Source organism: Jiangella sp. DSM 45060 (assembly GCF_900105175.1).
Taxonomy (GTDB): Bacteria; Actinomycetota; Actinomycetes; order Jiangellales; family Jiangellaceae; genus Jiangella.
Genome location: NZ_LT629771.1, coordinates 1172821 through 1190807 on the forward strand (window position 1 = coordinate 1172821; position 17987 = coordinate 1190807).

Below are 17987 nucleotides of genomic sequence, written 5' to 3' on the forward strand. Positions count from 1 at the left end.
GTGCCGGCGGGGCGTCCGCCGGCACCCGGCTCACCGGACATGGGAGGCACACGTGGTCAGAGCCCGCAGGTTGCTCGCCGTCCCCGCCGCCCTCGCGCTGACCGCCACGGCGGCGGTCGCCGGCGCGGGAGCGGGAGCGGCGGACGAACCCGGCGTCGTCGCCGAGGACGGGGTCACCCAGCCCGTCTTCGGCTACGACGACGCGATCAGGGAACGCGTCTTCATCACCTCGCCCTACGACTCCGACGGTGACGGTGTGGTGGACGTCATCGCCGTCGACATCATGCGCCCGGCGGCCAGTGACCAGGGCCTGAAGGTGCCGGTCATCATGGATCCGAGCCCGTACTACTCCACTCTCGGCCGCGGCAACGAGTCGGAACTGAAGCTGGACCAGGACGGCGACGGCCTGCTCGATCGCTGGCCGCTGTTCTACGACAACTACTTCGTGCCGCGCGGGTACGCGATCGTGCTGATGGACATGATCGGCACCAGCAACTCCACCGGCTGCCCGACCACCGGCGACGTCTCCGACAACCTGTCGCCGAAGGTGGTCGTCGACTGGCTCAACGGCCGCGCGACCGGTGTCGACGCGAACGGCGACGAGGTGGTGGCCGACTGGCACAACGGGAGGACCGGCCTCGTCGGCAAGTCCTACGACGGCACCCTGGCCAACGCGACCGCCGCGTCCGGCGTCGAGGGCCTGTCCACGATCGTGCCGATCAGCGCGATCTCCAGCTGGTACGACTACACCCGCAGCAACGGCGTCGTCACCCGCGGCAACAGCTACCCGTCGTCGCTGTCGAACACCGTCACCAACCCGGCCCGGCGCGAGCACTGCCGCCCGGTCCGCGACGTCCTGGCCGCGAACGACGGCGACGAGACCGGCGACTACACGCCGTTCTGGCATGTGCGTGACTACAACCCCGACGCCGGCAACGTGCAGGCCAGCGTGTTCGTGGTGCACGGCCTGAACGACGAGAACGTCCGGCCGGATCAGTTCAGCAAGTGGTGGTACGAGCTGGCCGAGAACGACGTGCCGCGCAAGCTCTGGCTGACCCAGACCGGCCACATCGACCCGTTCGACTTCCGCCGCGCCGCATGGGTCGACGAGCTGCACCGCTGGTTCGACTACTGGCTGCAGGACATCGACAACGGGATCATGGACGAGCCCATCGCCGACGTCGAGAGGGCGCCGGACGTCTGGGCCGAGTACCGCGACTGGCCGGTCCCCGGCGCACGCGAGACGAAGCTGTGGCTGCAGCCGTCCACCACGACGGCCGGACGGCTCTCCGTCACCCCGAACCGTCCGTCCGACCCCGTGCTGAGCTTCGTCGACGACCCGGTCCAGCGCGAGACCGCGATGATCTCCAACGAGCTCGCGGTGCAGCCGGGCCGGCTGGCCTACGTGTCCGAGCCGCTGACGGCGCCGCTGCACATCTCCGGCACGCCGACGGTGACCCTGAACGCGTCCGTCAGCACCACCGACACCAACTTCGGCGCGATCCTGGTCGACTACGGGCCGGCCGTCCGGGTGCAGCGGGCCGGCGACGGCGTCGTCACCGGCACCGTTGAGGACTGCTGGGGCGCGACCGCCACGTGGGGTGGCTTCGCCGAGGATGCCTGCTACCGGCAGGTCTCGAAGCGGGTCGCCGAGACCGAGCGCGAGGTCGTCACGAAGGGGATCGTCGACGCCGTCAACCTGAACGACTACAGCACGGTGACCCCGCTGGTGCCGGACCGGCCGACCAACGTGCGGTTCCCGCTGCTGCCCGAGGACTACGTGTTCCCGGAGGGGCACCGCATCGGCGTGATCATCGTCGGCAGCTACCGCGACTACGGCAGCCAGGCCGACCCCAACCGCGCCACCATCACGGTCGACCCGCTGCGGACGCTGATCGAGCTGCCGATCGTCGGCGGCCGGCCGGCGGCAGTGGCCGCTGGGCTTCGTTAGTCCCCGCCGACCAGGCGGCCACCCGTGGTCGCCTGGTCGGTGAACCTTCCGTGAATCCCTGCTCTGAGCAGGCGTTTTTCCAGTCCGGGCCTGTCACCGTAGGGGTGTGAGCCTGACTCGTTACGGAGTGGAGCCGCACGTGCTGGCCATCGCCCACCGGGGTGGGGCGGGGCTGGCTGCCGAGAACACCCTGGCGGCGTTCGAGCGGTCGTACGCGCTCGGGCTGCGCTACCTCGAGACCGACGTCCGCGTCACCTCCGACGGCGTCTGCCTGGCCTTCCACGACGCCCGGCTCGGCCGCGTCACCGACGGGCGCGGGCTGGTCCGGCGGCGCCGCTGGGACGAGGTCCGGCGCCTGACGGTGCTCGGCGCCGAGCCCGTGGCGCGGCTCGACGACGTCCTGGCCGCCTTCCCCGACGCGAGGTTCGTCATCGACGTCAAGGACGAGGCGTCGCTCGAGCCGCTCGCGCGCGTGCTGCGGGCGACGAACGCCGTCGAGCGGGTGTGTCTCGCCGGGGCGTGGGACGGGTGGCTGGCGGCGCTGCGGGCCGACCTCGGGCCCGGACTGTCGTGCGCCCTGGGCTGGCGGTCGCTGGTGTCGTGGCTGCTCTGCTCGCACGGACGGGTCGCGCCGCCGCGGCGGGTGGCCAACGGGGGCTTCGTGCACGTGCCGTTGCGCTGGGGTAGACTCCCGGTATTCATCGGCCGTCTGGTCGAAGGCGCCCATGACCTGGGGTTGCGCCTCATCGTTTGGACGGTCGACGACCCTGTCACGATGCATCGGCTGATCCACGCCGGCGTCGACGGCATCATCACCGACCGGCCTGACGTGCTGCGGGAGGTGCTGATCGCCGAGGGTCGTTGGCCACGCACCGTTTACGCCGAACGCGATGATCGGTAGCGTTGGTTGGACGTCCAACTAGTTCCCGAGGAGCACCGCCATGACACCGACCGCACCGGCACTGGAGTTCTCGACGACGCTCGCGTCGAACCCGGTAGCTCCCGAGCGCCGGTCGGAGATCCTGGCGAACCCCGGGTTCGGCACCAACTTCACCGACCACATGGTCACCGCCACCTGGACCCCCGACGGCTGGCGCGACGCCGGGCTGCGCCCGTACGCGCCGCTCGCGCTCGACCCCGCCACCGCGGTGTTCCACTACGCGCAGGCGATCTTCGAAGGGCTCAAGGCCTACCGGCACGCCGACGGCTCCATCTGGACGTTCCGTCCCGAGGCCAACGGCGAGCGGATGAACCGCAGCGCCCACCGCATGGCGCTGCCGCCGCTGCCCGCCGGCTCGTTCGTCGAGGCCGTCGATCTCCTGGTCCGCGCCGACGCCGACTGGGTGCCGTCCGGCGGCGAGACCAGCCTCTACCTGCGTCCGTTCATGTTCGCGTCCGAGGTGTTCCTCGGCGTGCGCCCGGCCAAGCAGGTCACGTTCTGCGTCATCGCGTCGCCGGCCGGCGCCTACTTCTCGTCCGGCGTGAAGCCGGTCGACATCTGGCTGTCGTCCGAGTACACCCGGGCGGCGCCCGGCGGCACCGGCGCGGCGAAGTGCGCGGGCAACTACGCGGCCAGCCTCATCGCCCAGCAGGAGGCCATCGAGAACGGCTGCGACCAGGTCTGCTTCCTCGACGCCGTCGAGGGCAAGTGGGTCGAGGAGCTCGGCGGCATGAACCTGTACTTCGTGCACGCCAACGGCACCATCGTCACGCCCGAGCTGACCGGCACCATCCTCGAGGGCATCACCCGCGACTCCATCCACGCGCTGGCCGCCGACCGCGGCTACAAGGTCGACGAACGCCGCTTCTCCATCGACGAGTGGCGCGAGGGCGTCGCGTCCGGCGACATCACCGAGGTGTTCGCCTGCGGCACGGCCGCCGTGGTCACGCCGCTGGGCCGGCTGGCCTGGCAGGGTGGCGAGCTGTCCATGGGCGCCGAGCCCGGCCCGGTGACGTCCGAGCTGCGCTCCGCCCTGCTCGACGTCCAGTACGGCCGCGCCGACGACCCCCACGGCTGGATGCACCGCGTCGTCTGACGGCTGCTCGGAGGCGGGTTCACCGAACCCGCCTCCACCGGCCGGGTGAACTGTGTCATACTGCTGCACGATGACCTTCTGTCTGATTATTCCGTAGGCGCGCCGGCACCCAGCTCCATGCCAGGCGCGCAGACCTCTCGCATCCGCGAGGGGTCTTTTCTTTTGCCAGCCAACCCAGCATGTGTCCGCCGACCCCCGTGAGGACAGCGCAGTGACCGACCCCGAGCAGTTCCACGTCTACGACACCACGCTCCGCGACGGCGCCCAGCAGGAGGGCCTGTCGCTCTCCGTGCAGGACAAGCTCGCCATTGCCGGCCACCTGGACGAGCTCGGGGTCGGCTTCATCGAGGGCGGCTGGCCGGGCGCCGTGCCGAAGGACACCGAGTTCTTCCGCCGCGCCCGCACCGAGCTGGACCTCACGCACGCGAAGCTGGCCGCGTTCGGCGCCACCCGCAAGGCGGGCACCACAGCGGCCGAGGACCCGCAGGTGCGTGCGCTGCTCGACGCCGAGACGCCGGTGGTCACGCTGGTCGCGAAGAGCCACGTCGGGCACGTCGAGCGGGCCCTGCGCACCACGCTCGACGAGAACCTGGCGATGATCGCCGACACCGTCGGCTTCCTCGTCCGGAACGGCCGCCGCGTCTTCCTCGACGCCGAGCATTTCTTCGACGGGTACCGGACGAACCCCGAGTACTCCCTGCGGGTGCTGCGCGCCGCCACCGACGCCGGCGCCGACGTCGTCGTGCTGTGCGACACCAACGGCGGCATGCTGCCCGACGACGTCGGCGCCACGGTGCGCGACGTGCTCGCGCGCACGGGCGCCAGGGTCGGCATGCACGCCCACAACGACACCGGCTGCGCCGTCGCCAACTCCGTCGCGGCCGTCGACGCGGGTGCCACCCACGTGCAGGGCACCGTCAACGGCACGGGGGAGCGCACCGGCAACGCCGACATCATGACGGTCGTCGCGAACCTCGAGCTCAAGCGCGGCCTGACGGTGCTGCCCGAGGGCGCGCTGCAGGAGGTCACCCGCATCGCGCACGCCGTCTCCGAGCTGACCAACATCGTGCCCTACTCGCGCCAGCCCTACGTCGGCGCCAGCGCGTTCGCGCACAAGGCCGGCCTGCACGCCAGCGCGATCAAGGTCGACCCCGACCTCTACCAGCACACCGACCCCGCGCGGGTCGGCAACGACATGCGGCTGCTGGTGTCCGACATGGCCGGCCGGGCCAGCATCGAGCTGAAGAGCCGCGAGCTGGGCTACGACGTGTCAGGCGACCCCGAGCTGGTCACCCGCGTCACCCGCAAGGTGAAGGACCTCGAGGCGGCCGGCTACACCTTCGAGGCGGCCGACGCGTCGTTCGAGTTGCTGCTGCGCGAGGAGGCCGAGGGCCGGCCCAGCTACTTCGACGTGGAGTCGTGGCGGGTCATCACCGAGTCGCGCCCTGGCGGCGACGCCGTCAGCGAGGCGACGGTGAAGCTGCGGGCGGGGGGCGAGCGCGTCGTCGTGACCGGTGAGGGGAACGGTCCGGTCAACGCGCTCGACCACGCCCTGCGCACCGCGATCGGCGCGCTCTACCCGGAGATCGCCAAACTGGAGCTGATCGACTTCCGGGTGCGGATCCTGGACGCGGCCCACGGCACGGACGCGGTGACGCGCGTGCTCGTGGAGATGACGGACGGCAAGACGTCCTGGGAGACCGTGGGTGTCGGGGCCAACATCATCGAGGCCTCGTGGGAGGCGCTCGTCGACGCCGTCACCTACGGACTGCTGCGCCAGGGGGAGTCGGCGATCAGCTGACGAGCTTGAACGCGCTGCTCATGACGGCCGACGCGTCGGCCCACGTGGGCAGCGCGTCGATCTCGATGATGGTACGGCGGAGAGGTTCGGTGTCGTACAGTTCGACCCGCCAGCCGTTGCTGCCGTGGTCGAGGATCCCCCGGATCACGTGCGGTCCCTTCTCGTGTGTTGTGTACTGCGGTATGACCGAAGTGAATTCTGTCACTTTCGGACCGGCGTGTCGCATCGAATTCCGGCGGGTCGACCAAGATCAGCCGTTCGGCCCATGGGCCGACGTCGCCCGCAGCGCCTCGACCATGGACGCCGCGACGGCGTCGGGCGCCGTCCAGAAGGCGGAGTGGTCGAGGCCGGGCAGGCTCTCGTACCGGCCGTGCGGCAACTGAGTGACCAGCGCCTTCGCACCGGTGTGGAAGAACGGTTCGGAGTTCTCGCCCACGGCGACGACCGCCGGCTGGCTCACCGTCCACCGGTCGGTGGGCAGCGGGGTGCCGTCCTGCGTGCCCGCGAGGATCTGCCCGTCGTGACCCAGCGTGTGCGCGTACCCCGCCATCGTCTCCCACGACGGGTCGGCCTTCATCGGCCCGATGTACTCGGCGGGCACGCCGACGACCTGCGTCATGAACAGCTCGACGGCGTCGCCGCGCCGGTCGGCGGCGACCAGTGCGTCGACCTGCTCCACCCAGTCGGCGGGCACCGGCGGCCGGGAGTCGTCGACGATGAACGGCGGCTCGAAGAGGTAGATGCCCGTCACGGCGGCGCCGAGCGCGGTCGCGGCCGCGAGGACCAGCCCGCAGCCGCCGGAGCCGGCGGCCAGGGCGGCGGACCCGCCGACCGCCTGGATCACCGCGGCGAGGTCCTCGATCTCGCGTTCGGGGGCGTACGGGCCGCCCGCGCCGCTCTGACCGACGCCGCGGCGGTCGTAGCCGACGACGGTGAAGTCGCCGGCCAGCGCCGCGGCGGTGGCGTCGAGGCCGTGGTGGTCGTCCATGGTCGTGTTGACGAGGACGAGCGCGGGCCCCGCCCCCTGGGTCGTGTAGGCGATGGTGGTGCCGTCGGCGGAGGTGATCTGGTCCATGGTGTGCTCCTGGTGGCGTCGGTGTGGGGGTTCGGTCAGCCGGCGAGGGGAGCGCCGGTCTCGAGCAGGCTCTTGAGGTCGCTGAGCACCCAGGCGTGACCGCCGCCGGCGCCCTCGGCCTCGTTGTCGCCGTGCACCATGGCCGCGAGCAGCGGCGCGCCGGCCAGCTCGTGCGTCACCGTCAGGGCGCAGGAGTTGCCGTCGGGTGCGGGCGAGATCTCGTGCGTGATGCGGGTGAAGCCCTCCTCGGCCATGGCCGGGTCCATCAGCATCCGGAACGTCGTGACGAGGCGCTTCGGCGGCTCGGCCTCGATGACCTCGCCGTCGATGATGACGTCGGGGCACGGGAAGCCCTGCGCCTCGGCCGCGGCCCTGAACTCCGGCGTCGGCGCGACGGTGTACGCGCCGCCGGGACGCAGGTCGTAGCTGGCGAGGCCGGTGTAGCCGTAGCGCGCCGTCCACTCCGGCTTCGTGATGGCGTCCCAGATCGCCTCCGGGGTGGCCTTGATGTAGATGCGGTACACCTGCGTCGTCGTCATGATTCGTCCTCCAGTTCAGCCTTGAGCTGCAAGAGCGCCGTCGTGTGGTGCTCGGTGTACTTGTCGATCCAGCGGTCGTGGATCTCGCGGATCGGGACCGGGTTGAGGAAGTGCAGCTTCTCCCGCCCCGACCGGCGCGTGACCACGAGGTTCGCTTCCTCCAGCACGCGCAGGTGCTTCATGACCCCGAAGCGGCTCATCTCCAGCTCGGACTCCAGCTCGGTCAGCGTGCGCCCGTCGCGGGCGAACAGCAGGTCGAGCAGGAAGCGCCGCGTCGGATCGGCGAGTGCCTTGAAGACCCGGTCGTCGGTCATGGCTGGAACGATAGGTGACCAAATGGTCACATGTCAATCCCTTCACACCGGTCACCGGCGGTGCCATGCTGCGAAGTGGGGAACGTCAGGCGGCCCGGTGCCGCACGCCCGGGCCAGGCAGCACAGGGGGCGATGGCCATGCCGGACGACGAGAACGGGACGGGTACCCAGCTCATCGAGCGGCCGTTCGAGAATCCGCACGCGGGCGATCCGGTCCTCGGGCCGAGGTACGCCGACGGCTACAAGGAGGGCGCGTTCGGCGACCACACGCTGGACAACAATCCCGCGGGCGAGCCGGGTCCGGCCGAGGACGCGTTCAAGGAGGGCTTCGAGGACGGCATGGCCCGGTTCGAGGCCTACAAGAAGGGGTTCAAGCGCGGCATCACCGTCGGGCTGCGCGGCGTCACGGTCGACGACTTCGTCCCGCCGCCGCTGGGCACCGAGCACGTCGAGGACCTGAAGGCGGCCTGGTTGGAGGGCCGCGACGACGGCCTGGGGGTGGCCCGGATCGTGCGCGACGGCATCGAGGCGAAGGCGCTGGAGGCGCCGGGCTTCGACGCGCCCGCCGGGCCGATCCACTCGACGCCGGTGAGTGGCGGGCGCCTCTACTCGCAGGAGTTCAACGGCGAGCGGGCGATCTACTTCCTCCACCCGTCCGGCGACGCGTTCGCGATCGATGCGCCGATCTTCGCGGAGTACGAGGAACTCGGCGGACTGGGCAGCTTCCTGGGCCGGCCGACCACCGACACGAAGCGGATTCCCGACGGCCGCGGCAAGATCACCGAGTTCGAGTCGGGCACCATGTACTCGACCGCGACCACCGGCGCGCACGAGGTGCACGGGCTGATCGGCGCGAAGTGGAAGGAGCTGGGCGGGCCCACGGGCGATCTCGGCTACCCGACCAGCAACGAGCAGTTCGAACGGGCCGACCGCGGCAAGGTCAGCACGTTCGAGCACGGCGACATCTACCTGTGGGACGACCTCGGCCTGCAGGTGGTCCGCAGCATCCAGGTCCGCTATCGCGGGACGAACTGCTTCGCGGAGTCCGACGAGCTCTCCGGCCAGGACGAGACCTACGTCGTCGCCACCTCCGTGGGGCCGAACCGGGACGCCACCGTCTCCGTCCGATCGCCGATCATCGACGTCGACGCCGGCGGGACGTTCCCGGACGCCATGGTCGTCTACCAGGGGCCGCCGGCCGGGATCGGCGCCCTGACGGTCACGATGGCCGAGCACGACACCGGGAATCCGGACGAGTACCGCGGCCAGATCGAGGCCGGGGTGCGGCTGGCGATGAACGGCCTGGCCGCCGCCGTCGCCGCGACCGGGGTCGGGCTCACCGTCAGTGGCATCGCGCTCGCGCTGGCCAACGCCGGAGCCGGGCCGATCGCCGACGCCATCAACGACGCCATCGACAGCGGCGACGACACCATCGGCACGGCCGTCTTCCCACTGGCGCCGAAGTCGCTGATCGGCCTCGCCCGCTCGCCGTTGCAGCGCGAGCGCGACGTCGAGTTCCACCTGGCCACGCCGCTGCTCACCGGGGAGGGGGCGTACAAGGCCTACTTCGACGTGACCTTCGGCTGACGACGCTCGATCCTTTCGCGGGTCCGGCACGTACAAGAGACGGACCCGTACCGACCCGCGAAAGGGATGTCAGATGAAGCGCATACCCGCAGCCGTGCTCGCGTCGCTCGCCACCGCCGCGCTCGTGGCGCTGCCCGCGTCGGGCGGGAACGGGCACTCGAAGGGCCGCACGGTGGTCGAGGCCGACACCATGGTCCCGGTCGACGGTCCGTACGTCGGCACCGCCAACCCGATCCGCGGCGTCAACGGCGGCGGCCTGCCGTGGCAGCTCGACGACGCGGACGTGGAGCTGAACAGCGATGGCCGCATCGAGGTGGAGGTCGAGGGGCTCGTCCTGCTCGAGGCCGCGCCGGTGCCGCCGGACCGTCAGGGCATCAACCCGGCGCCCGCCTTCGTGGCCGTCGTCAGCTGCCTCACCACGGTCGACGGCGCCGCGACGACGGTGAACGTGGCCACCGACCCGTTCCCGGCGTCCACCAGCGGCGACTCGGAGATCGAGGACCGCGTCGACCTGCCGGATCCGTGCATCGCCCCGGTCGTCTTCGTCGGGCCGAACGCCACCACCTGGTTCGCCGCGACCGGCGTCTGACTAGAGGCGTCCGGCGTCGCTGACGGCCACGACGGGGGCGCCGGCGGCGTTGGACTCGGCGAGGTCGACGGTGACGGTGAAGCCCCAGTCGTGGTCGCCGGCGGGGTCGTCGAGGATCTGCCGGACCTCCCAGCGGTCCGGGTGCTCGGTGACGATCAGCAGCTTCGCGCTGCGCGCGTCGGGGCCGATGCCGATGTCGGCGTGCTCGTCGTAGTACGGCTCCAGCGCGTCCTGCCAGTCGTCGGCCGTCCAGTCGTCGGCGGAGTCGAGCGCGGCCAGCCCGGCCCAGTCGCGCCGGGCGGCCAGCTCGACCCGCCGGAACAGCGCGTTGCGGACGCCGACCAGGAACGCCCGCCGGTTCTCGGTGATCGGCCGCGGCGCGTTCTCGACCGGGACCGCGCCGCCGTCGTCGTCGAGCGCCGCGGGGTTGCGCAGCGCCTCCCACTCGTCCAGCAGCGAGGAGTCGACCTGGCGGACCAGCTCGCCCAGCCACTCGACGAGGTCGGCGACCTCCTCGGTGCGGGCCTCCTCGGGCACCGTCTGACGCATCGCGCGGTAGGCGTCGGCGAGGTAGCGCAGCACCAGCCCTTCCGAGCGCGCCAGGCTGTAGAACGCCACGTACTCGCCGAAGCTCATGGCGCGTTCGTAGAGGTCACGGGCGACGGACTTGGGCGACAGCTCGTAGTCGCCGACCCACGGGTGGCTCTGCCGGTAGATCGTGAACGCGGCGTCGAGCAGTTCCTCCAGCGGCTTCGGGTGGGTGACGTCCTCGAGCAGCTCCATGCGCTCGTCGTACTCGATGCCCTCGGCCTTCATCGCCGCGACGGCCTCGCCGCGGGCCTTGAACTGCTGCGCCGACAGCACCTGACGGGGGTCGTCCAGCGTCGCCTCGACGACGGAGAGCAGGTCCAACGCGTGCGTCGGCGACTCCTGGTCGAGCAGGTCGAACGCGGCCAGCGCGAACGGCGACAGCGGCTGGTTGAGCGCGAAGTCCGGCTGCAGGTCGACCGTCAGCCGGACCGTCCGTCCCTCGGCGTCGGGCGGATCGATCCGCTCGACGACCTGGGCGGCGACCAGCGCCCGGTAGATCGCGACGGCGTCGTGCACGTGCTTGCGGGTGCGCGACGGCGGCTCGTGGTTGTCGGTGAGCAGCGTGCGCGCGTGCGCGAACGCGTCGCCCGGCCGGGCGATCAGGCCCAGCACCATGGCGTTGCTGATCTCGAAGCTGGACGTCAGCGGCTCCGGCTCGGCCGCGATGAGCCGCTGCATGCTGGCCTCGCCCCACGAGACGAACCCCTCCGGCGCCTTCTTCCGGACGACGCGCTTCAGCTTCTTGGGGTCGTCGCCCGCCTTCGCGATCAGCCGCTGGTTCTCGATCTCGTGCTCCGGCGCCTGGACGATGACCTCACCGAGGGTGTCGTACCCGGCCCGGCCGGCCCGTCCGGCGATCTGGTGGAACTCGCGAGCCGAGAGCTGGCGCATGCGGACGCCGTCGTACTTGGTGAGGCCGGAGAAGACGACGGTGCGGATGGGGACGTTGATGCCGACGCCGAGGGTGTCCGTCCCGCACACCACCTTGAGCAGGCCGGCCTGCGTCAGCCGCTCGACCAGGCGGCGGTACTTCGGCAGCATGCCGGCGTGGTGGACGCCGATGCCGGCGCGGACCAGCCGGTTCAGCACCTTCCCGAACCCGGAGCTGAACCGGAACCCGCCGATCTCCGTGGCGATGCGGTCGCGCTGCTCGCGGCTGGCGACGTTGACGCTGACCAGCGCCTGCGCCCGCTCGACCGCCGCCGCCTGGGTGAAGTGGACGACGTACACCGGCGCGCGGTGCGTCGACAGCAGCTCGGCCAGCAGGTCGTGCGTCGCCTCGCGCGAGTACTGGTAGGTCAGCGGCACCGGGCGCTGCGCCGACGTGACCACGGCGACCTCGCGGCCGGTGCGGCGGCGCAGGTCCTTCTCGAAGAACGCGACGTCGCCGAGGGTGGCGGACATCAGCAGGAACTGCGCCTTCGTCAGCTCCAGCAGCGGCACCTGCCAGGCCCAGCCGCGCTGCGGGTCGGAGTAGAAGTGGAACTCGTCCATGACGACCTGGCCGACGTCGGCGTCGTCGCCGCTGCGCAGCGCGATGTTGGCGAGGATCTCGGCCGTGCAGCAGATGATCGGCGCCGTCGGGTTGACGCTGGAGTCGCCGGTCATCATGCCGACGTTCGCGGCGCCGAAGATCTCGATCAACGCGAAGAACTTCTCCGACACCAGCGCCTTCAGCGGCGCCGTGTAGAACGTCCGCCGTCCGTCGGCCAGCGCCGCGAAGTGCGCCGCGACCGCCACCAGGCTCTTGCCCGACCCCGTCGGCGTGCTGAGGATGACGTGCGAGCCGGAGACCAGCTCGATCAGCGCCTCCTGCTGCGCCGGGTACAGGTCGAAGCCGCGTTCGGCCGCCCACTCGGTGAAGGCGTCGTAGAGGGAATCCGGATCGTGGTCAGCGTGTTCGAGCGACGTCGTCAGATCCGGCACGGTCACCGAGCCTACGGTCGCCGGCGAGGAACAGCCAGCCCACGCCGAGCAGCAGGACCGTGATGCCCGCCGCGTTCAGCAGCGTGCGCCCGTAGCCGATCTCGATGACGTCGATGAACGGGTACGGGTACCAGTCGACGGCCTCGCCGCGGATCAGCGTGTACACGAGCCAGAGCACCGGCCAGATCAGGGTCAGCAGGATCGTCGAGGTGTCGATGCGCGGCCACGGCCCGAACAGCAGCCAGCCGGCGACCGCCAGGACCGGCGTCAGGTAGTGCAGGCCGATGTTGGCGGCCTGTGCCGCACCTTCCAGGTCGACCAGCGGCGCCAGCAGCGTCGCGTAGACGACACCGGTGACGCTGATGCCGATCAGCCCGGTGAGCCGCAGCACCCGCAAGCCCCGGCCGTCGCGGTGCGGGTCGATGACGAGCAACAGCGCGCCGGCCATGACCAGGATGTTGCTCTGCACGGTGAAGTAGCTGAAGAAGTTCGCCACTCGCAGCGCCGTCGACGGCGGCTCGTCGCCGTCCTCGACCAGCACGTTGCCGCCGTCGAGCACGAGGGCGAACTGCATGGCGAGGGCGGCCAGCGGGATGAGCGCGGTGACGAGGTGCCAGACGCGGGCGGTCGTCGGGTCGGTGCGCCACGGTCGCATGGTCGGAGCGTAGCGGGAACAGCTCTGTGGCCGGTGCGGTTGTCACGATCATGCATGGTGAGTTCAAGGTGCCGGGCGGCAAGCTGGTCGTCGTCGACCTCGACGTCCTCGACGGCGTCATCCGGCACGCGCGCGTCAGCGGCGACTTCTTCCTCGAACCCGACGACGCGCTCGAACGCATCGACGCCGCGCTCGTGGGCGCACCGGTCTCGCTGTCCGCGGCCGAGCTGGCCGCCCGCGTCGACGGCGTGCTCGACGGCGTCGTCATGCTCGGGTTCTCCGCCGAGGCCGTCGCGGTCGCCGTCCGCCGGGCCCTCACCGGCGCCACGTCCTGGACCGACCACGACTGGCACTTCCTGCACGAGGGGCCGCAGCCGCCGGCGCTGCAGATGGCGCTCGACCAGGTGCTGGCCGAGCAGGTCGGCGCGGGGGAGCGGCCGCCGACGCTGCGGGTCTGGGAGTGGGCGTCGAACGCGGTGATCATCGGCAGCTTCCAGTCGCTGCGCAACGAGGTCGACCTGTCCGGCGCTGCGCGCCATGACGTGACCGTGGTGCGGCGGATCTCCGGCGGCGGCGCCATGTTCGTCGAGCCGGGCAACACCATCACGTACTCGCTCTACGTGCCCGAGTCGCTGGTCTCCGGCCTCTCCTTCGTCGACTCCTACGCCTTCCTCGACGAGTGGGTCGTGGCGGCGCTGCGCGACCTCGGCATCGAGGCCAGTTACCAGCCGATCAACGACATCACCTCACCGGCCGGCAAGATCGCCGGCGCCGCCCAGAAGCGCCTCGCCGGCGGCGTCGTCCTGCACCACGTCACCATGGCCTACGACATCGACGCCGCGAAGATGCTCGAGGTGCTGCGCATCGGCCGCGAGAAGCTCTCCGACAAGGGCACGAAGAGCGCCAACAAGCGGGTCGACCCCCTGCGGTCACAGACCGGGCTGCCGCGGGCCGACGTCATCGACCGCATGGTGGGGACGTTCCGGGCCCGCTACGGGCTGACCGACGACACGCTGGACGAGAAGACGCTGCGGCTGGCCTCCGACCTCGTCGACACGAAGTTCGGCACCGACGACTGGCTCACCCGCGTCCCGTGACCGCGTTCCGCGGCAGCGGGCTGTTCACGCGCGACGGCTGGCCCGCGCGCGCCGACGTGGAGGCCTGCTGGGCGGCGGTCGCCGACGGGCGGCTGACCCGTGCGGCCGCCCACGACTGGGCCGTCCCCTGGATCGAGGGTGACGCCGCCGGCCACGCCGATGGTGCGCCGACGGTGACGGGGCTGACCCACCTGCACGGCGTCGACCGCCGATCGCTCGACGAGATCCGAGCGGACCTCGAGCACTGGCGGGTGGGCTGCGTCGAGTACGACGCCGATCCGGAGACCGACCGGCTGCGGAAGATCGCGGTCGCGATGGCGCGGTCGACCTGCCGATCACGGACGTGCAGCGCGCCATACTGCGGCGGGCGCTGCTCCAGTGGGGCGGCCCGGCGACGTGCTCGGAGGAGCTCGCGCGGGCGATGGGCTTCCGGAGCGTGGCGGCCTTCGGCGCGGAGACACGCCGGTTGCTGGCCGCGTTGCGCGATGGGCGGCCGCTGCCGCCGGCGGACTGGGTGCGGCTGCTGCTGTCTGCGGAGATCGTGGTCATGAGCGATGTCGTCGGCGCGGGCCGCGACTGGGCCATCGTCACCGGACACTCGGACGCCGAGACCCTGGTGGCGCTGCGCGGCCTGCAGCGCCAGATCAGCCGCCGCTGGTCGCAGCCGCCGCGCGGCCCTTAGGGATCCGTGGCGAGTGAGGTGCTCGCGGCAGGGGTGACGGCGACCCGGTCGCACTCGGCGAGCAGGCGCGCCCGGACGTCGGCGCCGCGGGCGGCGAAGGCGCGCTGCCGTTCGACGTACTCGCGCTTGCCATCCGTCGTTTCGATGCGGATCGGTTCGTAACCGAGCCCGCTGAGGTCGTACGGCGACGCGCGCATGTCGAGCTCGCGGATCTCGCCGGCCAGTTCGAACGCGTCGACGACCAGTTCGGACGGCAGCAGCGGGGTGAGCTTGTAGGCCCACTTGTAGAGGTCCATACCGGCGTGCAGGCAGCCCGGCTGCTCCATGGCGGGCTGCGTGGCCCGCGACGGCGTCAGGGCGTTGAGCGGCCGCGCGGACGGCGTGAAGAAGCGGAACGCGTCCAAGTGCGAGCACCTGATCTGGTGCGCCTCGACCACCTCGTCGGTGCCGGAGTGGCCGAGCCGCAGCGGGTACGCCTCGTGCCGCACGTCGCCGGGCTTCGTCCGGTAGACCATGGCCCATTCGTGCAGGCCGAAGCAGCCGGTGTGGGCGGACCGCGAGGCCGTGGCGGCCAGCAGTGCGCGCACCCAGTCGACGGTGGCCGCCCGCCGCGAGGTCACCGCGGCGCCGACGGCCACACCGGACGGCCCGGCGACGTACCCCGACCACGACGCGTGCGGCGGCGACCCCGCCAGCACGACGCCCAGCCCCGGGTGCCAGCGGCGCAGCTGGGCCGGCTTGAAGCTGTAGTAGGTGAAGAGGAAGTCGTGGACGGGGTGGGCCACCCCGTCACGCCGGCGTGAGAGGTGCGGCCCCACCAGCGCGTCGACGCGCGCCTCGTGGGCGAGCTGGCGCGCCCGCCACTCCGACTCGGCCAGGATCACCCATCCAGCGTAGGCAATGCGGCGACGACGTCGACCTCGACGAGGATGTCCATGAGGTCCGAGCCCACGGTGGTGCGGACGGGGAACGGCGGCCGGAAGAACTCCTCGTACGGCTCGTTGTAGGCGGCGAAGTCGCGCTTCAGGTGCTGCAGGTGGACGGTCACCTTGACGACGTCGGCGAAGCCCAGGCCGTGCGCGGCCAGGACCGTCCCGACGTTGCGCAGCACCTGGCGGGTCTGCTCGGCGACGCCGTCGGGGACGCGGCCGGTGGCGGGGTCCTGCGGGCCGAATCCGGCCGTGTACAGGAACCCGTGGGCGACGGCGGCGTGGCTGTAGGGTCCGGCCGGCGACGGCGCGCCCGGCACGGTGGCGAAGGCCGGCATCAGTGGGTCAGGTCCCCTTCCTTCTCGTTGAGCGCCGCGTAGTGCGCGAGCTTGTCCTCGTCGACGACGACCCCGAGGCCGGGCCCGGACGGGACGGCGAGCGCGCCGCCGGCGAGGTCGAGCGGCTCGATGATGTCGTCGGCGTGCAGGTAGTACATGCTGTCGATGGCGCGGTCCAGGATCGGCGTGCTTCCTACGACTGCGAGGTGCGCCGCCGTCGCGATGCCCAGCTCGCCGCCGCTGTGCAGGTTCATCCCGAGCCCGAACGTCTGGCAGTGCGCAGCCAGGTGCTTGGTCGCCGACACGCTGCCCCACTTGTAGACGTCGCCGTGTACGACGTCGACGGCGCCGAGGCGGACGGCGGGCGCGAAGTCCTCGAACCGGACGACGCACATGTTGGTGCACAGCGGGATGCGGACCCGGCGGCGCACCTCGGCCATGCCCTCGATGCCGGCGCACGGGTCCTCGAGGTACTCCAGGTCCAGCTCCTCCAGCCGCAGCCCGGCCCGGACGGAGTCGGGCACCGACCACGCGGCGTTCGGGTCCACCCGCAGCTCGACGTCGGGCAGCCGGGACCGGATCGCCCGCAGGATCTCCACGTCGCCGAACGGGTCGCGGGTGCCCTTGAGCTTGACCGCGGTGAACCCGCCGGACGCCACGACGGCGGCGGCGTGCTCGGCCAGCGCGGCTGGCAGGTCGCGCGGCGCGACGTCACCGGCATCGGCCCGGGTGACCAGAGCGGTGATCGGGACGCGGTCGCGCACCCGGCCGCCGAGCAGGTTCACCAGCGGCTGCCCGGTGAGCTTGCCCATCGCGTCCCAGCAGGCGACGTCGAGCGCGGCGAGGGCGGCGTAGCCGAGGTAGCCGTGGAAGAACGGCACCATCGTGTGCGTGGCGTGGAACGCCTCCAGGTCGAACGGGCTCCGCCCGACCAGGGACTCGCCCAGCCGGCGCACCAACGCGGCGACCGGCTGCCCCCACATCGTCTCGCCCCAGCCCTCGACGCCGTCGTCGAGGCGGATCCGCACGACGGTGCGGGTCTCGCCGGTCTTCGTCTCGAACGAGCTGGTGAACGGGTTGGTGAGCGGGAGGTTGACCACCCACGCGTCGACGGACCTGATCTGCATCTAGTTCCTCTCCCGGTGATGTGAGGCGGCGGTCGCCTCGTCGAACGCCCGGATCGCGGCGGCCAGCCGGGCGCCGAGCCCGGCCAGCAGGTCGTGGTCGGCTGCCGCGCCGCTCGCGTCGTCGGTGACGCCGCCGGCGCGGGCCCACTCGCCGTGCCGCTCGGCGACCAGGCCCGGGTACGGCGGGTGCTCGAACAGCGGCGGCGGCGACGGCGCCGGCGAGGAAGCGCCCGCGGGCCGGACCAGCGCCGGCTCCGCCGCCAGCAGCAGCGACGTCTCGAACCGGCCGGCGTGGCCGGGGGAGCGGCCGGGATCGCCGAGGCTCCAGTAGTTCGCCGCCGCGACGGCGACATCGTGGCGCAGCGCCGCGGACTTCACGGCCAGCCGCATGGGCTCGTCGTTGCCGCCGTGACCGTTGACGATCAGCATCCGGCGGAAGCCGCAGTCCACCAGGCTGTCCAGCACCTCGCCCAGCACCGCCTGCAGGGTGGACGCCGTCAGCGTCACCGCCGCGGCGAACCGGTGGTGCGGGCTCAGGCCGTACGGCAGCGCCGGCGCCAGCACGACGTCGGGCAGCTCCTCCGCGAGCGCGCGGGCGACGATCGTCCGGACCAGCAGGGTGTCCGTGCCCAGCGGCAACCGGGCGCCGTGCTGCTCCTGCGACCCGATCGGCAGCAGCGCGATCGAGGCCGGCGCGACGGCGCGCAACTCGGCCCAGGTCAGCTCGTCCAGCTGGCGTACAGTCATCTC

The 17987-nt window shown here is 71.7% G+C and carries 18 protein-coding genes; 8 read left to right on the forward strand and 10 right to left on the reverse strand.

The window, feature by feature from the left end; all coding sequences use genetic code 11:
* The first annotated feature begins 52 nt into the window (after nucleotides 1–52).
* From BLU82_RS05250 to cimA, 4 genes are all read left to right on the forward strand, one after another.
* Complete coding sequence (locus tag BLU82_RS05250; RefSeq protein ID WP_092616568.1) at nucleotides 53–1951, forward strand: Xaa-Pro dipeptidyl-peptidase; 1899 nt, start codon at nucleotides 53–55, stop codon at nucleotides 1949–1951.
* Nucleotides 1952–2057: 106 nt separating this feature from the next.
* Nucleotides 2058–2852, forward strand: a complete 795-nt coding sequence (locus tag BLU82_RS05255; protein ID WP_092616571.1) for a glycerophosphodiester phosphodiesterase family protein — start codon at nucleotides 2058–2060, stop codon at nucleotides 2850–2852.
* Between the two features lie 40 nt (nucleotides 2853–2892).
* Entirely contained in the window at nucleotides 2893–3987 is a 1095-nt protein-coding gene (locus tag BLU82_RS05260; RefSeq protein WP_092616574.1) for a branched-chain amino acid aminotransferase, read from the forward strand.
* Nucleotides 3988–4198: 211 nt separating this feature from the next.
* Complete coding sequence (gene cimA, locus BLU82_RS05265) at nucleotides 4199–5788, forward strand: citramalate synthase (protein ID WP_092616577.1); 1590 nt, start codon at nucleotides 4199–4201, stop codon at nucleotides 5786–5788.
* Here cimA and BLU82_RS34010 read toward each other — a convergent pair.
* From BLU82_RS34010 to BLU82_RS05280, 4 genes are all read right to left on the reverse strand, one after another.
* Nucleotides 5781–5936, reverse strand: coding sequence for a hypothetical protein (locus BLU82_RS34010; protein ID WP_157524349.1), 156 nt, complete (start codon nucleotides 5934–5936; stop codon nucleotides 5781–5783). The genes cimA and BLU82_RS34010 overlap by 8 nt on opposite strands.
* 102 nt (nucleotides 5937–6038) lie before the next feature.
* Nucleotides 6039–6863 carry an alpha/beta fold hydrolase gene (locus BLU82_RS05270; protein ID WP_092616580.1) on the reverse strand — a complete coding sequence of 275 codons (825 nt, stop codon included), beginning with the start codon at nucleotides 6861–6863 and terminating at the stop codon, nucleotides 6039–6041.
* Between the two features lie 35 nt (nucleotides 6864–6898).
* A complete protein-coding gene (locus BLU82_RS05275) occupies nucleotides 6899–7402 on the reverse strand; it encodes an SRPBCC domain-containing protein (protein ID WP_092616584.1) in 504 nt (167 codons plus the stop codon).
* Nucleotides 7399–7716 (reverse strand): helix-turn-helix transcriptional regulator, encoded by a 318-nt coding sequence (locus BLU82_RS05280; RefSeq protein WP_092616587.1) that lies wholly within the window; start codon nucleotides 7714–7716, stop codon nucleotides 7399–7401. Before BLU82_RS05280 ends, BLU82_RS05275 begins: the two co-directional genes overlap by 4 nt.
* Nucleotides 7717–7854: 138 nt before the next feature.
* Between BLU82_RS05280 and BLU82_RS05285 the strand changes: the two genes are divergently transcribed.
* Nucleotides 7855–9303, forward strand: a complete 1449-nt coding sequence (locus BLU82_RS05285) for an LGFP repeat-containing protein (protein WP_172885535.1) — start codon at nucleotides 7855–7857, stop codon at nucleotides 9301–9303.
* A gap of 73 nt (nucleotides 9304–9376) precedes the next feature.
* Nucleotides 9377–9892: a hypothetical protein gene (locus BLU82_RS05290; protein ID WP_157740592.1), complete on the forward strand. Its 516-nt coding sequence runs from the start codon at nucleotides 9377–9379 to the stop codon at nucleotides 9890–9892.
* On the opposite strand, the gene BLU82_RS05295 is transcribed toward BLU82_RS05290, so the two are convergent.
* Nucleotides 9893–12409 carry an RNA helicase gene (locus BLU82_RS05295; RefSeq protein WP_197683028.1) on the reverse strand — a complete coding sequence of 839 codons (2517 nt, stop codon included), beginning with the start codon at nucleotides 12407–12409 and terminating at the stop codon, nucleotides 9893–9895. It abuts the gene before it with no gap.
* Nucleotides 12375–13064, reverse strand: coding sequence for a Pr6Pr family membrane protein (locus BLU82_RS05300; RefSeq protein ID WP_092616596.1), 690 nt, complete (start codon nucleotides 13062–13064; stop codon nucleotides 12375–12377). Before BLU82_RS05300 ends, BLU82_RS05295 begins: the two co-directional genes overlap by 35 nt.
* A gap of 50 nt (nucleotides 13065–13114) precedes the next feature.
* Between BLU82_RS05300 and BLU82_RS05305 the strand changes: the two genes are divergently transcribed.
* Nucleotides 13115–14161, forward strand: a complete 1047-nt coding sequence (locus tag BLU82_RS05305; protein ID WP_092616599.1) for a biotin/lipoate A/B protein ligase family protein — start codon at nucleotides 13115–13117, stop codon at nucleotides 14159–14161.
* 343 nt (nucleotides 14162–14504) lie between these two features.
* The gene (locus BLU82_RS05310; RefSeq protein WP_197682745.1) at nucleotides 14505–14843 is read left to right on the forward strand and encodes a hypothetical protein; all 339 of its coding nucleotides are present in this window, start codon (nucleotides 14505–14507) and stop codon (nucleotides 14841–14843) included.
* On the opposite strand, the gene BLU82_RS05315 is transcribed toward BLU82_RS05310, so the two are convergent.
* Genes BLU82_RS05315 through BLU82_RS05330 form a run of 4 tightly spaced genes read right to left on the reverse strand, consistent with a single transcriptional unit; the run spans nucleotide 14840 to nucleotide 17984 of the window.
* Complete coding sequence (locus BLU82_RS05315; RefSeq protein ID WP_172885536.1) at nucleotides 14840–15727, reverse strand: 3-methyladenine DNA glycosylase; 888 nt, start codon at nucleotides 15725–15727, stop codon at nucleotides 14840–14842. The genes BLU82_RS05310 and BLU82_RS05315 overlap by 4 nt on opposite strands.
* Complete coding sequence (locus BLU82_RS05320; protein WP_092616608.1) at nucleotides 15724–16110, reverse strand: RidA family protein; 387 nt, start codon at nucleotides 16108–16110, stop codon at nucleotides 15724–15726. The genes BLU82_RS05315 and BLU82_RS05320 overlap by 4 nt, the downstream gene beginning before the upstream one ends.
* Nucleotides 16110–17237, reverse strand: a complete 1128-nt coding sequence (locus tag BLU82_RS05325) for a mandelate racemase/muconate lactonizing enzyme family protein (RefSeq protein WP_092616611.1) — start codon at nucleotides 17235–17237, stop codon at nucleotides 16110–16112. Before BLU82_RS05325 ends, BLU82_RS05320 begins: the two co-directional genes overlap by 1 nt.
* A complete protein-coding gene (locus tag BLU82_RS05330; protein WP_092616614.1) occupies nucleotides 17238–17984 on the reverse strand; it encodes a creatininase family protein in 747 nt (248 codons plus the stop codon).
* Between the last annotated feature and the right edge of the window lie 3 nt (nucleotides 17985–17987).